Source organism: Pseudomonas sp. B7(2017), from assembly GCF_002112745.1.
Classification (GTDB): domain Bacteria; phylum Pseudomonadota; class Gammaproteobacteria; order Pseudomonadales; family Pseudomonadaceae; genus Aquipseudomonas; species Aquipseudomonas ekonensis.
Genome location: NZ_NEIP01000012.1, coordinates 65,912 through 81,025 on the forward strand (window position 1 = coordinate 65,912; position 15,114 = coordinate 81,025).

Here is a 15,114-nt window from a genome sequence, read left to right on the forward strand (position 1 = left end):
AGCATCAGTCGGCGACCTCCAGCGGTTTGCGGGCGACGACGTTGACCAGGGTTTCCTCACGCTGGCCGAACGGTTTGGGCCGGCGCAGGCCGAAGCGTTCGAGCAGGCCGAAATCCTTCGCCCGGCTCCACCACAGGTACGGGTACGAGACGTTGCGCCCGGTGAACTCGAAGCCCTGCCCGCGGATCATCTCCAGGTACTGCGCCGCGCTCTTCTGCACCTGCATCGGATGGCGGAACAGCCAGCGGATCACCCATGTATCAATGTAGGCCTCGGTGGACTCGGCGAACAGCAGGTGGCCGCCGGGCTTGAGCACCCGGTAGAACTCGGCGAGGGCCTTTTCCTGTTCCACCAGGTGATGGAAGGTCTGGTGGCAGAACAGCAGGTCGACGCTGTTGTCGGCCACCTTGAGGCTGGCGCAGTCGCTGCCGATCAGCTCGACGTCCAGGTTCAGGCTGGCGGCTTCCTCGGCGCTCAGGGCGAGGCTGTGGGGGTCGGCGTCGAGGCCGATCAGGTGCTTCGGCGCGAAGGTCTGGTGCAGGTGACGGAAGGATTTGCCCTGGCCGCAGCCGGCGTCCAGCAGCACCGGGCGCTCCGGCAGCGGCCCGTCGAACAGACCGCGCAGGTCGTTGATCGCCACGCGCAGCACATGGTGCTGCCAGGTGTGGCTGCGCAGGAACCAGAAGCCGAAACGGGTCTCCTCGACGTAGCTGTCGCTCAAGTAGTTCATGGGGCGTCCTTTGCGCAGAGTTCGGAAATCGTTTTCAGCCGGCGGCGCGCTTCGCTGACGAACGGGTTGCGCCCGTCCCAGGCGTAGCCGGCGAGGATCGAGCAGATCATCCGGCGGATGTCGGGGGAGGCGTGCTCATGGAAGATCACGTCCTGGAAGGTGCCGGCATACCAGCCTTCGACGTAGGCGCGGAACGTGTCGACGCCGCGTTTGAGGGGGACGGCGAATTCGCTGTGCCAATCGACCGTTTCGCCCTGCAGCTGGCGGTGCAGCAGGCCGGCGGCCATGCTCGCCGAGCGCATTGCGATGGTCACCCCGGAGGAAAACACCGGGTCGAGGAATTCCGCCGCGTTGCCCAGCAGCGCGAAGCCCGGGCCGTGCAGGGCCTTGACGTTGGCCGCGTAGCCGCCGAGGGAACGCGCCGGGGTGTCCCACACGGCATGCGCCAGCACGCCGGCCAGGCTCGGCGTTTGTGCGATGAAGCCGCGCAGGCAGGCGTCGAGGTCGCCCTCGTGCCCCTGGAAGTGTTCGGCACCGGCCACCACGCCCACCGAGCAGCGGCCGTCGCTGAACGGAATGGTCCAGAACCAGACGTCCCGCTGCTGCGGGTGGACGGTGACGAGGATCTTCTCGCGGTCGAAGCCCGGGTGGGCGATGCGGTCTTCGACGTGGGTGAACACCGCCTGGCGCAGCGGGAAGTCCGACGGCGCCTCCAGGTCCAGCAAGCGCGCAAGCACCTGGCCGTAACCGCTGGCGTCGAGCACGAAATCCGCTTCGACGCGGTACTCGCCGCCGTCCTCCCGCTGCACGGTCAGTTGCGGCCGCGGACGGTCGAAGTCGACGCCGGCGATGGTTTCGCCGTAGCGGATCTCCACCCCTTGCAGGGCGGCCTGATCCGCCAGCAGCTTGTCGAAAGCGGCGCGCTGCACCTGGAAGGTGGTCGGTTTGCCGGCGGTGAAGGTGTCGCTGAAGTCGAAGGCGCTGTAACGCTCGCCCCAGGCGAACGCGGCGCCGGTCTTGCGCTGGAACCCGGCGGCGTTGACGGCATCGAGCATGCCGGCTTCCTCGACGAAGTCCAGGCAATGGCACAGCAGGCTCTCGCCGATGGAGAAACGCGGGAAGTGTTGGCGCTCGATCACCAGCACATCGTGCCCCTGGCGCTTGAGCAGCGCGGCGGCGATGGCGCCGGACGGGCCGGCGCCGATCACGGCCACCTGGCGGGATTCCATTTCAACGGTCGGCACGTGAGCTCCTGGCCGGGGCGGCGGTAGGGTTCGGCGACGCGCGGTGCAGGCCGATGAGGGCCGGCATCAGGGTCGCGAACAGCCCCATCAGCATCAGCGCGAAGTACAGCGCCGGGCTGATCAGGCCTTGTTGCAGCAGCAGGTTGAGAAAGACGATTTCGCTCAGTCCGCGGATGTTCAGCAGCACGCTTTCGCGCCAGCGGCTGGCGCCCGGGAACGAGGCGCCGGCCCAGCCGAGGCCGAGCCAGTTGCCCAGCAGTTTGCTGGCGACCGGCAACAGCAGCAGCGCCGCCCATTGCGCGGCTCCGAGGCTGGCGAGGGCGCTGTGCACGTCGATCTGGACGATGCCGAAGGTGAGGATCAGCGGAATGGCGATCCAGGTCTGCAGGCGGTTCATCCAGCGTGCCGGCAGCGGCAGCACCAGCGGCACCTTGAGCGCCGCCATGCACAGCAGGTAGCCGATGCCGAAGATCAGCGCATTGAGCTTGAAGTGTTCGGCCGCCACCAGCAGGCCGAAGAAAGCGAGGCTGTAGAACAGCGGCCGACGCACGCGCAACAGGCGCAGCAGCAACGGCACGCAGGCCAACCCGAGCGGCAGCAGCAGGCTGCTCAGGTGCAGGCTGCCCTGGGCCAGGCCGAACAGCGTCCAGCAGGCCAGGTCGATCAGGATGGCGGTCTGCACCAGGCGCCGGGTGGCGGCCGGCGGGTAACCGATGTGGCGCAGGTACAGGTACAGCACCGGGATCGCGGTGATGGCGAACACCAGGCCGATGGCCAGCGAGCTGATCCACGGTTGCGCCGGCAGCAGCCAGTGCGCGGTCGCCAGGCCGCAGGCGAACGGCACGGCAAAGCTCGGCGCGGCGATCTTCACGCTCTGGCGGTCCAGGCGCAGGTCGATCACGTCGCTGAGGATGTGCCCCAGCAGCAGGGCGAAACTCAGGCTGTAGAGGTGTTTCAGCCAGTCCGGCGCGATCAGTTGCGCACCGCTCAGGTGCCACTGCGGTTCGATCCAGAAATACATCAGCACCGGCAGGACGAAACTGGCCAGCAGCAACTGGCTGACGATCGGGATCAGGCCCAGGCACCGGCCGGCACGGGTCGCCCCGGCGAACAGCGCCAAGGCCATCAGCCAGAACGCGGCGACCGTCATGCTGCCGGCTCCGCGGCGACGGTCTCATGGGCATGACGGCCGGCCCAGGGGGCGAGCAGGAAGCTGAACGCCAGCCCCAGGCTCACCGACAGGCCGAAGTTGCTCACCGCCGGGGTGCTCGACACCGCCAGCAGGCCGAACGACAGCCAGGTCGTGGCCGCCGCCAGCAGGGTGCCGAGCAGGCTGACGGCGGCGCCGCCGACCTGTTCGCGCATGAGGATCGCGTAATCGACGCTGATCGCCGTCACCAGCAACAGGCCGAACAGGCTGAACAGGGTCAAAGGCTGGCCCAGCCAGCCGAGACTGGCCAGGCTGCACAGCGCCGCCAGCAGCGGCAGGGACACGATGCGCAGCGCGCCGCCGAGGCCGAACGGCAGGATCAGCACCAGCACGATCAACACGCAGGAGGCCAGCTTCAGTTCGGCGGCGCTGATCTGGGTGGCGGCGAACACCTCGTTCAGCTCGCCGAGGCGGTCCACCAACACCACCCCCGGCAAGTCCCGCGCCTGCACCCGCAGCAGCGCCGGGTTGTTCAGGCCTTGCAGGCTGGTCATCGCCGCCACGCCGCCGTCTTCGGTGGGGCCCAGCCACAAGGTGCGGTACGGCTCGCCGAGCGGGCCTGCCAGGGCGGTGTCGATGTCCTCGGCCGGCAGGGCCTGCAACCGGGCCAGTTCGGCGTGCAGCGCTTCGGGCGGCACGCCGAGGTCGATCAGCGGCTGCCAGAACTGCGGCAGCTTGCCCAAGGCTTCGCGCACCCGCTGCTGTTGGTCCGGCGGGCCGAGCAACTGGTCGAGGGCCAGATAGCCCTGCAGCTTGTCGAGGTTGACCAGTTGCTGCAGGCGTTCGCTCAACGCCGCTTGGCGCTCCAGCAGTTCCTGCTGGTTGGCGGCGCGCACCAGGAAGAACTGGCTGGTGGGCTGGAAGCCGGTGATGCGGGCGATGGCCTGGGCTTCGTCGGTCAGTCGTTTCGGTGCGCCGATCCACTGGCGGATGTCGTTGCGGGTGTCCAGCTGCAGCAGGCCTGCGGTGCAGAAGGCGATCAGCAGCGCCAACAGGACGGGAGTCTTGGCGTGCGCCAGCAGACGTTCGCGCAGGGTCACCAGTCGTTCGGCCAGGCGCAGCGGCCATTGCGCCGGCCGCAGCTCGACGTTGTCCAGCAGCGCCGGCAGCAGGCACACCGCCGACAGGTACGCGCCGAGCAGCCCGGCGGCGGAGAACACGGCGATCTGGGTCAGGGCCGGGAACGGCGTCCAGGCCAGGGCCAGGTAGCCGATGGCGCTGGTCACCAGGCTCAGGGTCAGCCCCGGCAGGGTCAGGCGCAGGGCCGGCCAGCTGCGCCAGGGCTTGAGGCTCCAGCCCTTGGACAGGTAATGCAGCGGGTAGTCCACCGCCACGCCGATCAGGCTGGAACCGAGCACCAGGGTCATCACATGCAGGTGGCCGAACAGCGCCACGCAGGCGACCGCGCCGAACAACATGCCCGCCAGCACCGGAACGAACGCCAGCAGCACCCGCCAGCGGCGGAAGGCGAACAGCAGCAGCAACAGGATGCCGAGGGTGGCGCCGCCGCCGACCCAGGTCATCTCCTGCGTGGCTTGCCGCTGGCCGCTGGCGGCGTACAGCAGGCCGCTGGCGGCCAGCAGTTGCACGTCCGCCGTCGCCGCCTGTTCGCGGCTGTGCTGCAGCAATGCGGCGACCTGCGGCGGCAGGTTCATGTCGAACGCGTTGCCGGTGCTGCGGGCGCGCAGCAGCACCCACTGCTTGCCGTCGGCCTCGGCGACCAGCGCGCCGCTGCCGATGTCCAGTTGCACGGTGCCGTGCTTGGGCTGGCTGTTCTGGATGCGCCCGGTCAGGCCCAGCCAGTCGTCCTGGCTGGGCACCAGGCTGAAACCGGCGAAGGGGTCGAACAGCGCCTGCACCCGTTGCTGGATGAACGCATCCGGGTGCTCGGTCAGCAGTTGCCGGTCATCCGCCGACAGCATCGCCAGCCGCCCTTGCAGCAGTTGCGTGCGCAGGGCCGGCAGGTCCGCCTGAAGGTTCCACTGCACCTTGTCGAACAGACCGCTGGCCTGCCAGCGCTCGCTCAGGGCCTGGGCCATGGCGACGGCTTGCCGGCGGTCGGCGTGGCCCACCAGCACCAGGATCTCGCGGTTGAGCGGCTCCTGCATGCGCTGTTCGGCCTTAAGCTCCAGCGCGTCGGGGAGGGTGCCCGGCACCAGCTCCATCAGGTTGGCCGACAGCGGCGCGCCGTTGCGCCATTGCCAGGCGCCCAGGGCGACGACCGCCAGCAGCAGGATCAGGAACAGCCAGGGCAGCCGGCGTTCGCCCGGCGTGCGTTCACGGGGCAAAGTCATGGCGCTCCGCGTCGCTCAGCGGTTGGCCGGCGGTGCTGTCCTGCATGCGCAGCACGGTGCTGTCGCCCTGGGTTTCCTGCAGTTCGATGGTCTGCACCAAGGCGCCGCCGCCGATGTCGATCCGGTCGAACACCTGCTTGAGCAGCACCGAACGCGGGGTCAGGGTCAGTTTCCACTGACCGGCGTCGCCGCTCAGGGCCAGTTCGAAATCCCGCTGCAGGCCGCTGCTGTCGCCTTGCAGCACGGCGAGGAACAGTCGGTTCTGTTCGGCGCCGGCGCTCTTGTCCGGCAGCATCTGCCAGCCGCCGGCATCGCGCCGTGCGATGCCCTGGGCGGTGATGCGGTAGTCCTGCTGCAGCGGGGTCTTCAGCAGCCAGAGCAGGCCGTGGTCTTTGGCCAGGACGAAACGGCCCTGGCTGATCAGCGGCTTGGGCAGCGCGCGCAGGTGCTTTTCCTGGATGAACCGGCCATGGATCACGTCAGGCTTGGCCAGCTGATCGCGCAGCTGCTCCAGGTCGAAGGCATTGGCCAGCGTCGTCACGGCCAGCAACGCCAAAGCGCCGAGCCATTTGCAGAGAACGGTCATCGCAGCATCCTTTCCACGGCTTGGGTGAAGACTTTCGGTGACGCCAGTTGCATCTCGCGGCTGCCGATCTCCACCGCCACCTGCACCGAGCTTGCGCGGGTCAGGCGCTCGCCGGTGACGGCGTCGGTGATCAGGTAATGGATCTTCAGCCGGTTTTCCCATTCCACCAGGCTGGCGCGCACGTTCAGCCGCTGGCCGAACACCGCGCCGCGCACATAGCGCAACTGCAGGTCGATCACCGGCCAGGCGTAGCCCGAGTCGGACATCTGACTGTAGTTGTGGCCGATCTTGTCCAGCAGCGCGCAGCGCGCCACTTCCAGGTATTTGACGTAATGGCCGTGCCAGACCACGTGCATGGAATCGACGTCGAAGAACGGCACGACCACTTCCGCATCGGCGTGAAGCACCCCGGCGCTACGCATGCAGCCTCCAGCGGCGTTCGCCGATGCGTTGCAGGCACAGGCGCAGTTCGCCTTCCAGGGCGCGGTCTTCGATCACCGGGGCAAAGTCCTCGGCGAGCGCTTCGTGCATCGCGGCCAGCGCCGGCGGCAACGGCCGCGCGTCTTCGGCCCGGCTGCGCAGCCACACGCCCTGCTGGGCGGCGAGCAGCGTGGCGGCGGCCACCTGCTCGGTCAGCTCCAGCACGCGGATCGCATCCCGGGCGGCGATGGTGCCCATGCTCACCTTGTCCTGGTTGTGGCATTCGGTGGAGCGCGAGAACACGCTGGCCGGCATCGTGTTCTTCAAGGCTTCGGCGGTCCAGGCGCTGGCGCCGATCTGCACGGCCTTGAAGCCGTGGTTGAGCATCGCCCGTTCGGCGTCGGCGCCGGACAGGTTGCTTGGCAGGCCGTGGTTGTAGCGCTCGTCCACCAGCAGGGCGAGCTGGCGGTCGAGCAGGTCGGCGACGTTGGCCACAAGGTTTTTCAGGCTGTCCATGGCGAACGCGATGTGGCCGCCGTAGAAGTGCCCGCCGTGCAGCACGCGTTCGGCCTCGGCGTCGATGATCGGGTTGTCGTTGGCGCTGTTGAGTTCAGTCTCGATGAACCCGCGCAGCCAGCCCAGGCTGTCGGCCAGCACGCCGAGCACGTGGGGCGCGCAGCGCAGGGAGTAGCGGTCCTGCAGGCGGTGCAGCGGCGCGGTCGGCGCGTCGATGGCCAGATCCTGGCGCAGCCAGGCGGCGACCTGCATCTGCCCCGGATGCGGCTTGGCGGCGAACAGGCGCTCGTCGAAGTGCTCCGGATTGCCTTGCAGCGCCACCACGTTGAGCGCGGTGATGCGGGTGGCCAGCCGCAGCAGGTAATCGGCGCGGGCGAAGGCCAGGCACGCCAGGCCGGTCATCACGGCCGTGCCGTTCATCAGGGCCAGGGCCTCCTTGGGCCGCAGCACCAGCGGCGTCCAGCCCAGTTCGCGGTGCACGTCGGCGGCCTGGCGGCGCTCGCCGCGGAACATCACTTCGCGCTCGCCGGACAGGGTCGCGGCGACGTAGGACAGCGGCGTCAGGTCGCCGCTGGCGCCCACCGAGCCCTCCTCCGGAATCAGCGGCAGGATGTCGTGCTCAAGGAATGCCTGCAGCCGCTCCAGCAGTTCGACCCGCACCCCGGACACGCCGTGGCACAGCGACTGCAGCCGCGCGGCCAGCACCGCACGGGTGGCCTGGGCGTCGAGCAGCTTGCCCAGCCCGCAGCCGTGGAAGGTGAACAGGTGCTGCGGCAGCGCCTCGACGTGGTGCAGCGGCACCGCGACCACGCAGGAGTCGCCGTAGCCGGTGGTCACGCCGTAGATCACGCCTTCCTTGTCCAGCAGCGAGTCGAGGAACTGCGCGCCCTTGGCGATGCGCCGACGGTAGTCGGCGTCGCTCTGCAACTGCGCGGGCGCCCGGCGTTCGGCCAGGGCCAGCACGTCTTCGATGCGCAAGGGGCGTTCGCCGAAGGTTACCGGCTCAGGGGTTGGCGTGGTCATCGGTTTTCCAGAATGGGTAGAAATTGAACCATTGCAGCGGTGCTTCGAGGCAATAGTGACTCAGTCGCCGGGCATAGCGGGATGCCCACTGATGAATGACCTGTTCGCGTTCGCTGCGCTTCCATTCCACGCTGTCGGCGAAGGGTTCGAGGGTCAGGCGGTAGCGGCCGTCGGGCCGCTTCAGGCACATCAGGAGATTGACCGGGCACTTGAGCAGCCCGGCCAGCAGCCACGGTCCCTGGGGGAACGCGGCCGGATGGCCGAGGAAGTCCACGGTCACGCTGCGCCCGCCGTGCAGCGGCACGCGGTCGCCGGCGATCGCCAGCCATTCGCCGCGCTCCAGGCGTTCGTGCAGCTGCAGCATGATCACAGGATCCAGCTCGCTGACCTGGATCAGCCGCAGGTTGGTGGCCCCGGCCTCGCCCAGCAGGCGGTTGAACTGTTCGGCGTGCTTGGTGTGCACCAGCACGTTCATGGTGACCTTCTCGCCGATCTCCGCCAGCGCCCGGCACACCTCCAGGTTGCCCAGGTGCGAGCCCACCAGCAGTTGCCCGCGCTTGCCGCGCATCTGGTGGCGCAGCAGCGCCGGGTCGACGATCTCGATCTGTTCGAGGCCGATCTTGCCGTGCCACACGTCGAGCTTGTCGAGCATCGCATCGGCGAACGCCATGAACTGGCTGAACACCCGCCACAGGCCGGGGCGCAGGTCGTTGCGCCCGCTCCAGTCGGCGAGGCGCCGCTGGTATTGCCAGGCGCTCTGCCGGGCGCTGCGGCCGAAGAGGAAAAAGTACAGGACGATGCCGTAGAGCAGCGGGCTCAGAAGGCGCCGGCCCAGCACCCGTGCGGCGAAGGCTGTGAATTTCATCAGCAGGAAGCTGCCGCGCTCCTGGCGGTCGGCCCAGTGCTTGTCTTCGGTCTCGGCGCTCATGTCCGCCACCGTCGCCAGAGGATCGCCGGCGCCCGCACGAGCATGCCGAAGAACAGCCGGGTGTGCATGCCCGAGATCAGCAGGTTGTCGTGGAACAGCCGGAAGTGCGACACGCCGTCCAGCGGGTAGTGCACGCGGGTCTGCAGCCAGTGCATCGGCCGGTTGCGCCACGCCAGGCGCACGAGGATGTCCGAATCGAAGTCCATGCGCTTGCCGATCCGCGCCGAGTCGATCACCGCCAGCGTCGGCTCCAGCGGGTACACGCGAAAGCCGCACATCGAATCGCGGATCTTGAGCGACAAGGTGTTGATCCACACCATCGCGTGGGTCAGGTAACGCGCGTACAGGCGCCCCTTGGGCACGCTGGCGTCGTACAGCGGATAGCCGCAGATGACCGCGCCGGGCAGCGCGCGGGAGGCTTCGATGAAGCGGGCGACGTCCTGCAGGTCGTGCTGGCCGTCGGCGTCCACCTGCAAGGCGTGGGTGAAGCCAAGCCGCGCCGCTTCGCGCAGGCCGGTCATCACCGCGCCGCCCTTGCCCTGGTTGGCGGTCAGGCGCACCAGGTGAACCCGTTCGCGCCCGGCCAGTGCGTCGAGCACCTGGGCGCAGGCGCGGTGGCTGGCGTCGTCCACCAGGATGCACGGCAGGCCTTGGGCGAGCAGGGCGTCGACCACCGTGGTGACGGCGGTTTCGTGGTTGTAGACGGGGATCACCGCGCAGGGGTTATGCATGCCGGCCCTCCGCTTGGGAAGGGCGGGGATCCCCCAGCAGGATCCGGCCGCTGGAGCAGGTGGCGGTTTCGTTGCGGTAGGCGAAATACACCTTGCCGCGCTCGGGATCGAAGCGAAGGTGCAGCTGGATCTCGTCGCCGGGGCGCACCAGTTGCTGGAACTTGAGCACTTCCATGCCGGCGAACGTTCCGCCGAGGTTCATGCAGTGCCGGGCGAGGTTGAATGCCCATTCCACCTGCACCACGCCGGGCAGCACCGGCGCCTTGGGAAAGTGCCCGCTGAAGTGGGCCAGATCCGGCGGCACCGCCAGTTGCAGGCTCCATTCGCCGTCGCTCTCGAGTTGCTCCAGCACCTCCGGCGCCTTCGGCCGGGGCGCCAGCAGCAATGCGTCGACATCGGCCTGGGGCAGTTTGCCCTGGGTGTTCAGGGGCAATTGCCGCATCAACCGCCAGCGCCGGGGCAGGGCCAAAGCCTCGCAGTGCGGGCTCAGGTGCCGGCGCAGGGTTTCGGTCAGGTGGCGCCGGCCGTGCTCGCGCAGGGTGTGCAATCCCTGCTCGCTGAGCACCAGCAAGGCGCCGAGGGAGGCGCGGTTTTCCTGCACCACGCCCAGTCGCGCCTCGGCGACCCAGTCGTGGGCCGTCAGTGCCTGTTCGAGCATCGGCAGGGAGATGCGCTTCTCCTCCAGTTTCACGATCCGGTCCAGCCGGCCCAGCAGCTCGAACCGGCCATCGGCCGCCATGCGGGCGGCGTCGGCGGTGTGTTCGATGTGGCCGGCGGGCAAGTAAGGCGAGGCGATCAGCAGGGCGCCGTCGTTGTCCTGACTCAGCTCGACGCCCTGGAAGGGCTGCCAGAGCGGTTCGCCCTGGCGCCAGGCGATGCCGCCGGTCTCGGAGCTGCCGAGGATTTCCGTCGGCCATTGCCCCAGGCGCCGGTGCAGATCCTGCGCGGCGTCCGGCGGCAGCGCGCCGCCGGAGGAAAATACCCGGCGCACGGCGCTCAGGGCCGGCCAGTCGAGGTTGTCGCCCATGCGCTTGAGCAAGGCCGGGCTGGCGACCCAGGCGAAGGACGGGTGTTCGCGGCTGGCGCGTTGCAGGTCTTCGGGGAACGGCAGTTGCCGGCGCACGAACGGGCGCCCGGCGCACAGCGGCCACAGCACGCGGAACAGCAGGCCGTAGATGTGCTGGGTGGCCACGCTGCCGATGATGCAGGCGTCGCCCAGATCCGCGCCCCAGAGCTGTTCGAGGGCTTCGACCTCGTTGGCCAGTTGGCGCAGGGTCTTGTCGATGCGCTTGGGTTCGCCGCTGGAGCCGGACGTGCACAGGCTCAGCCGGCAACGGTCGAGGTCGAGCTCGGCGGCGTCCAGGGGCGGAGGGTCGAAATCGTTCAGGTGCGGGTCGCCGGCCTGGTCGGTCAGCCACAGGTCGACGTCGTCCGACCAGCGCTGGCGGGTCTGGGCCTGCAGGTCCGCAGGCAGCAGCACGCCGACGCCTGCGCGCCAGGCGCCGAGCAGCGCCACGGCCAGCTCGGCGGCGTCCTCCAGGTGCACGGCGATCTGCCGCACGCCCCGGGCCTGCAGGCCGGCGGCCAGGCTCAGGGCCTGCCGGCGCAGTTGCGCGTGGTTCAGCGCCGGTGCGCAGGCGACTGCGCGGGCCGGCAGTTCCTTGAGCAACAGTCGCTCAAGTCTTGTCCAGTTCATGTACGGCCTCTTACCCGTTGTCGTATCAGCCATTCAATGGCAAACATCAGGCCGATCAGTCCGTAGGAGATCAGGCCGGTGTACAACATCCACCAATGCAGCGGCGCCCACAGGGTCAGGAGGGCGGCGCACAAACCGTTGCAGAAGAAGAACACGCTCCAGGCCACGGTGACCCGGCGGGTGTAGCGCACCGCGGCGGGCGGCAGGTGCGGTTCACGCAGGCGCGCCAGGCGCTCGGCCATCGGCGGGCCGTACTTCAGGCTCAGGCCGAACAGCGCCAGCATGAAGCCGCTGATCAGCACCGGATACCAGCGCAGCAGGCGCGGGCTGTCGAACACCGCCAGCACCAGGCAGAAGCCGATGGCCGTGGCGGCCATCCACAGGCTGCCGGGCTTGCGCCGACCGGTCAGCGCCCGGGCCAGCCACAGGCCGCCCAGCAGCAGCCCGAACTGCCACGGCGCAAAGTGCTCCATGCCGAAATACACCGCAAAGGGGTACAGCAGACCCGCCAGCAGCAGGCCGAGGCCGATCAGTCGGCTCATGCGGCCGGCTGAACCAGACGGTAGACCGCCTCGACCACGTCGCTGACGGTGCGCACCGACTTGAATTCCTCGGCGGCGATTTTCTTGCCGGTCTGGCGCTTGATGTGATCGATCAGGTCGACGGCGTCGATGCTGTCGATTTCCAGGTCCTGGTACAGGTTCGACTCCAGGCTCACGCGGGCCGGATCCAGTTCGAACAGTTCGACCAGGGCGTCGCGCAGGGTGTTGAAAATGTCGTCACGAGTTTGCATGGTGGGTCTCAAGCTGCCTGTTTGGCCGTGACGAAAGCCGCGAGGCTGGTCACGTTGGCGAAGTGGTTGCGGGTGTCCTTGGCATCGGCGTCGATCTTGATGCCGTACTTTTTCTGGATGGCCAGGCCCAGTTCCAGGGCGTCGACGGAATCCAGGCCCAGGCCTTCGCCGAACAGCGTCATGTCGTCGCCGATGTCGTCGACGCTGATGTCTTCGAGGCCCAGGGCATCGATGATCAGCCGTTTTATCTCACGGTGCAGATCGCTCATCTTCGGCGAGCTCCTTAATGAAAAGTTGGTGCAAATGATCGTTGAGCTTGCGCGAGGCCTGGGGTGCGGGCCCCTGCGCGGCAAAGGTCTGTGGGTCTATATCGGCGCCGACGCGAAAACTGAAATGCACGCGGCGGCTGGGGATCCGATACCAGGGTTCGGCCTTGGTCAGCGTGGTGGGGCTGACCTTGATGATCACCGGTGTGAGAAGTCTGGCACCGCGCAGCGCGATGGCCGCGGCCCCCCGATGAAAGGCCGGCGCCTGGCCCGGGCGGGTGCGGGTGCCTTCGGGGAAAATGATCAGGGGCTGGCCGTCCTTCAGGGCGTCGGCGGCGGCATCGAGCATTTCCAGGCTGCCGTCGTTGCTGATGTAGCCGGTGCGGCGCAGCGGGCCGCGGGTGAACGGGTTGGTCCACAGGCTCTGTTTCACCACGCAGTTGGCGTGGGGCACCAGGCCGATCAGGAACACCACGTCGATCAGCGACGGGTGGTTGGCGATGATCATCTGGCCGGGCCGGCCGAGGCGTTCGGCGCCCTGGATGTCGTAGGTCAGCACGCCGGTGCGGGCCATGAACCGCACGAAGAACCAGAACAGCCGGCTGACGGTCTGGCGCGCCCGCCGGCGATGGGCCTGGGCGTCGCCCGGCAGGCAGGCCAGCAACGGAAACACCAGCAGGCGCAGGCACAGGCCGCCGAGCCCGAACAACGCGAAGCTTGCGGCAGTGGCCAGCAGGCGCCAGTGGTAGGCGTCGCGGTGTTTTCCGGTCACAGGTTGCGTTGCCAGGTCCATACTCGATTTTTCCAGGCATGTTGGCAAAGGGTTTGCTGGCCGAGCAGGGTCTGCACAAGGTTCAGCGCGTGGGGCCAGTGCGCGTTGGACAGCGCACCGGGGGCGCTGTTCAGCGTCAGCCGCCAGCCGGTGCCCGGCGTCAGCAGCAGGCCGAGGGCGTAGGGGAACGGCACGTCGTCGATCCACGCCGAATAGGCCTGGGGCGGCTGTTCTTCGGCGATCACCAGCAGGACGGCCGGTGCGCCTTCGTCCAGCAGTGCGCAGGCTTCGAGCATGCCGTGCTCCAGCCCGTCGCCGGCGGCGGCGAGCGCGGTCATCTCGCTGGTTTCGCCGCGCATGATCGACCACAGGCCGATGATCGCGTTGTGCACCGACAGGCTGAACTGGGTCGGCGACAGTGGCTGTTCCGTGGCCAGATCGCTGAGGATGTCGAAGGTGCGCGGGGTCTCGCCGTGCCGCGACACGAACACCAGCGGCAGGTCGTCCCGGCCTTCGGCCAGGGGCCAGCCGACGCTGAACGCCATCCGTGCCAGACGGCTGAGACGGCGGCGCTGCATGGCCGGCAGGAACGACACATCGGGGGCGGCGTCGCTGGCCTCGGGCACGAGCGGCCGCTGGCTCCATTCCTGCCAGGCCTGCTCGCTGTCGAGCCCCGGGGCCCATGCGCGCCATTGGGCAATGTTGAAGTTGATCACGGACATTCATCCCGCCCCTGCGGGCTTCGTTGACGCGGTTCGACCGATGCCGCGGCCGGGCTTCAGGTGCCGTGGGCGCGGCGCTTGGCGCCGGGTGGCGCGCATTATCCCGGTGCGACGAGTGTGTAGCAAATGTTGGTTACATTTTGTACAGCACAATGTACCGAATGGTACGCATTGCGGACTGCCGGTGGCTATTTTCCAGATTGAGCAAGCCGTGTCTGTCAGCCAAGTCAGCGTGAGCGGGCAGAGTCTGCGCGAATGTTGTCGGCTATTTGCGTATGACCTTGTAGTCCGCTTCGGCGAAGGTAGCGAAGCAGGGCCAGGCGCATCTACACTCGGTCATTCTTTGATGGACGGAGGTCTAGTCATGCGGCGCGTGGTGTTCAATCAGAAAGGTGGCGTGGGCAAATCCAGCATTGCCTGCAATCTGGCGGCGGTCAGCGCCAGCGAAGGCTATCGCACGCTGTTGGTGGATCTCGACGCCCAGGCCAACTCGACCCAGTACCTGACCGGGCTCACCGGGGAAGACATCCCGATGGGCATCGCCGACTTCTTCAAACAGACGCTCTCGTCGGGGCCGTTCTCGAAGAAGAACCAGGTGGACATCTACGAGACCCCGTTCGACAACCTGCATGTCATCACCGCCACCGCCGAGCTGGCCGACCTGCAGCCCAAGCTTGAGGCCAAGCACAAGATCAACAAGCTGCGAAAGCTGCTGGAAGAGCTGGACGGCGAGTACGACCGGATCTACCTCGATACCCCGCCGGCGTTGAACTTTTATGCCGTATCGGCGTTGATCGCCGCTGACCGTGTGTTGATCCCCTTCGATTGCGACAGCTTCTCGCGCCAGGCACTGTACGGCCTGATGGCGGAGATCGAAGAACTGAAGGACGACCACAACGAAGCGCTGGAGGTGGAGGGCATCGTGGTCAACCAGTTCCAGGCCCGGGCCAGCCTGCCCCAGCAGATGCTCGACGAACTGATCGCCGAAGGCCTGCCGGTGCTGCCGGTTTACCTGGCCAGTTCGGTCAAGATGCGTGAGTCGCACCAGGCCAGCATCCCGTTGATCCACCTGGATCCGCGGCACAAGCTCACCCAGCAGTTCGTCGAGCTGCACAACCTGCTGACGGACGCCTGAAAAGGGTAGGAGCGAACCTGCTCGCGATGAGGGACGTTTGCTCAGCGC

Annotated in this window: 16 protein-coding genes; 1 reads left to right on the forward strand and 15 read right to left on the reverse strand. The window is 67.9% G+C overall.

From position 1 onward, the window contains the following. Nucleotides 1-4 precede the first annotated feature (4 nt). Genes CAG29_RS20615 through CAG29_RS20685 form a run of 15 tightly spaced genes read right to left on the reverse strand, consistent with a single transcriptional unit; the run spans nt 5 to nt 13,931 of the window. Nucleotides 5-730 carry a class I SAM-dependent methyltransferase gene (locus CAG29_RS20615; protein ID WP_085640398.1) on the reverse strand — a complete coding sequence of 242 codons (726 nt, stop codon included), beginning with the start codon at nt 728-730 and terminating at the stop codon, nt 5-7. After that, nucleotides 727-1,974, reverse strand: coding sequence for an NAD(P)/FAD-dependent oxidoreductase (locus CAG29_RS20620; protein WP_085695057.1), 1,248 nt, complete (start codon nt 1,972-1,974; stop codon nt 727-729). The genes CAG29_RS20615 and CAG29_RS20620 overlap by 4 nt, the downstream gene beginning before the upstream one ends. Then, entirely contained in the window at nt 1,961-3,124 is a 1,164-nt protein-coding gene (locus CAG29_RS20625) for a sodium:proton antiporter (RefSeq protein WP_085695058.1), read from the reverse strand. The genes CAG29_RS20620 and CAG29_RS20625 overlap by 14 nt, the downstream gene beginning before the upstream one ends. Continuing rightward, nucleotides 3,121-5,478, reverse strand: a complete 2,358-nt coding sequence (locus CAG29_RS20630; RefSeq protein ID WP_085695059.1) for an MMPL family transporter — start codon at nt 5,476-5,478, stop codon at nt 3,121-3,123. Before CAG29_RS20630 ends, CAG29_RS20625 begins: the two co-directional genes overlap by 4 nt. Further along, nucleotides 5,462-6,064: an outer membrane lipoprotein carrier protein LolA gene (locus CAG29_RS20635; protein ID WP_085585382.1), complete on the reverse strand. Its 603-nt coding sequence runs from the start codon at nt 6,062-6,064 to the stop codon at nt 5,462-5,464. Before CAG29_RS20635 ends, CAG29_RS20630 begins: the two co-directional genes overlap by 17 nt. After that, nucleotides 6,061-6,486 carry a thioesterase family protein gene (locus tag CAG29_RS20640; protein WP_085585379.1) on the reverse strand — a complete coding sequence of 142 codons (426 nt, stop codon included), beginning with the start codon at nt 6,484-6,486 and terminating at the stop codon, nt 6,061-6,063. Before CAG29_RS20640 ends, CAG29_RS20635 begins: the two co-directional genes overlap by 4 nt. Beyond that, the gene (gene hutH / locus CAG29_RS20645; protein WP_085631032.1) at nt 6,479-8,023 is read right to left on the reverse strand and encodes a histidine ammonia-lyase; all 1,545 of its coding nucleotides are present in this window, start codon (nt 8,021-8,023) and stop codon (nt 6,479-6,481) included. Before hutH ends, CAG29_RS20640 begins: the two co-directional genes overlap by 8 nt. Continuing rightward, nucleotides 8,004-8,951 carry a glycosyl transferase gene (locus tag CAG29_RS20650; RefSeq protein ID WP_085695060.1) on the reverse strand — a complete coding sequence of 316 codons (948 nt, stop codon included), beginning with the start codon at nt 8,949-8,951 and terminating at the stop codon, nt 8,004-8,006. Before CAG29_RS20650 ends, hutH begins: the two co-directional genes overlap by 20 nt. Next, nucleotides 8,948-9,682, reverse strand: a complete 735-nt coding sequence (locus tag CAG29_RS20655; protein ID WP_085585373.1) for a glycosyltransferase family 2 protein — start codon at nt 9,680-9,682, stop codon at nt 8,948-8,950. The genes CAG29_RS20650 and CAG29_RS20655 overlap by 4 nt, the downstream gene beginning before the upstream one ends. After that, on the reverse strand, nt 9,675-11,378 hold the full coding sequence (locus CAG29_RS20660; RefSeq protein WP_085585371.1) for an acyl-CoA synthetase family protein: 1,704 nt from the start codon (nt 11,376-11,378) through the stop codon (nt 9,675-9,677). The genes CAG29_RS20655 and CAG29_RS20660 overlap by 8 nt, the downstream gene beginning before the upstream one ends. Continuing rightward, complete coding sequence (locus CAG29_RS20665; RefSeq protein WP_085585369.1) at nt 11,375-11,920, reverse strand: hypothetical protein; 546 nt, start codon at nt 11,918-11,920, stop codon at nt 11,375-11,377. Before CAG29_RS20665 ends, CAG29_RS20660 begins: the two co-directional genes overlap by 4 nt. After that, entirely contained in the window at nt 11,917-12,171 is a 255-nt protein-coding gene (locus CAG29_RS20670; protein WP_007947135.1) for an acyl carrier protein, read from the reverse strand. The genes CAG29_RS20665 and CAG29_RS20670 overlap by 4 nt, the downstream gene beginning before the upstream one ends. An 8-nt stretch (nt 12,172-12,179) precedes the next feature. Beyond that, on the reverse strand, nt 12,180-12,440 hold the full coding sequence (locus CAG29_RS20675; RefSeq protein ID WP_085585367.1) for a phosphopantetheine-binding protein: 261 nt from the start codon (nt 12,438-12,440) through the stop codon (nt 12,180-12,182). Then, nucleotides 12,421-13,230 carry a 1-acyl-sn-glycerol-3-phosphate acyltransferase gene (locus tag CAG29_RS20680; RefSeq protein WP_085585365.1) on the reverse strand — a complete coding sequence of 270 codons (810 nt, stop codon included), beginning with the start codon at nt 13,228-13,230 and terminating at the stop codon, nt 12,421-12,423. Before CAG29_RS20680 ends, CAG29_RS20675 begins: the two co-directional genes overlap by 20 nt. Continuing rightward, nucleotides 13,206-13,931, reverse strand: coding sequence for a beta-ketoacyl synthase chain length factor (locus tag CAG29_RS20685; protein WP_085585363.1), 726 nt, complete (start codon nt 13,929-13,931; stop codon nt 13,206-13,208). Before CAG29_RS20685 ends, CAG29_RS20680 begins: the two co-directional genes overlap by 25 nt. A gap of 364 nt (nt 13,932-14,295) precedes the next feature. Here CAG29_RS20685 and CAG29_RS20690 point away from each other — a divergent pair, with 364 nt between their 5' ends. Beyond that, nucleotides 14,296-15,066: a ParA family protein gene (locus CAG29_RS20690; protein ID WP_085585361.1), complete on the forward strand. Its 771-nt coding sequence runs from the start codon at nt 14,296-14,298 to the stop codon at nt 15,064-15,066. Nucleotides 15,067-15,114: the final 48 nt, after the last annotated feature.

Coding starts and splice junctions, on each gene's coding strand:
- CAG29_RS20615 (WP_085640398.1), bottom strand. CDS start 730: ATGAACTACTTGAGCGACAGCTACGTCGAGGAGACCCGTTTCGGCTTC.
- CAG29_RS20625 (WP_085695058.1), bottom strand. CDS start 3,124: ATGACGGTCGCCGCGTTCTGGCTGATGGCCTTGGCGCTGTTCGCCGGG.
- CAG29_RS20630 (WP_085695059.1), bottom strand. CDS start 5,478: ATGACTTTGCCCCGTGAACGCACGCCGGGCGAACGCCGGCTGCCCTGG.
- CAG29_RS20635 (WP_085585382.1), bottom strand. CDS start 6,064: ATGACCGTTCTCTGCAAATGGCTCGGCGCTTTGGCGTTGCTGGCCGTG.
- CAG29_RS20640 (WP_085585379.1), bottom strand. CDS start 6,486: ATGCGTAGCGCCGGGGTGCTTCACGCCGATGCGGAAGTGGTCGTGCCG.
- hutH (WP_085631032.1), bottom strand. CDS start 8,023: ATGACCACGCCAACCCCTGAGCCGGTAACCTTCGGCGAACGCCCCTTG.
- CAG29_RS20650 (WP_085695060.1), bottom strand. CDS start 8,951: ATGAGCGCCGAGACCGAAGACAAGCACTGGGCCGACCGCCAGGAGCGC.
- CAG29_RS20655 (WP_085585373.1), bottom strand. CDS start 9,682: ATGCATAACCCCTGCGCGGTGATCCCCGTCTACAACCACGAAACCGCC.
- CAG29_RS20660 (WP_085585371.1), bottom strand. CDS start 11,378: ATGAACTGGACAAGACTTGAGCGACTGTTGCTCAAGGAACTGCCGGCC.
- CAG29_RS20665 (WP_085585369.1), bottom strand. CDS start 11,920: ATGAGCCGACTGATCGGCCTCGGCCTGCTGCTGGCGGGTCTGCTGTAC.
- CAG29_RS20670 (WP_007947135.1), bottom strand. CDS start 12,171: ATGCAAACTCGTGACGACATTTTCAACACCCTGCGCGACGCCCTGGTC.
- CAG29_RS20675 (WP_085585367.1), bottom strand. CDS start 12,440: ATGAGCGATCTGCACCGTGAGATAAAACGGCTGATCATCGATGCCCTG.
- CAG29_RS20680 (WP_085585365.1), bottom strand. CDS start 13,230: ATGGACCTGGCAACGCAACCTGTGACCGGAAAACACCGCGACGCCTAC.
- CAG29_RS20685 (WP_085585363.1), bottom strand. CDS start 13,931: ATGTCCGTGATCAACTTCAACATTGCCCAATGGCGCGCATGGGCCCCG.
- CAG29_RS20690 (WP_085585361.1), top strand. CDS start 14,296: ATGCGGCGCGTGGTGTTCAATCAGAAAGGTGGCGTGGGCAAATCCAGC.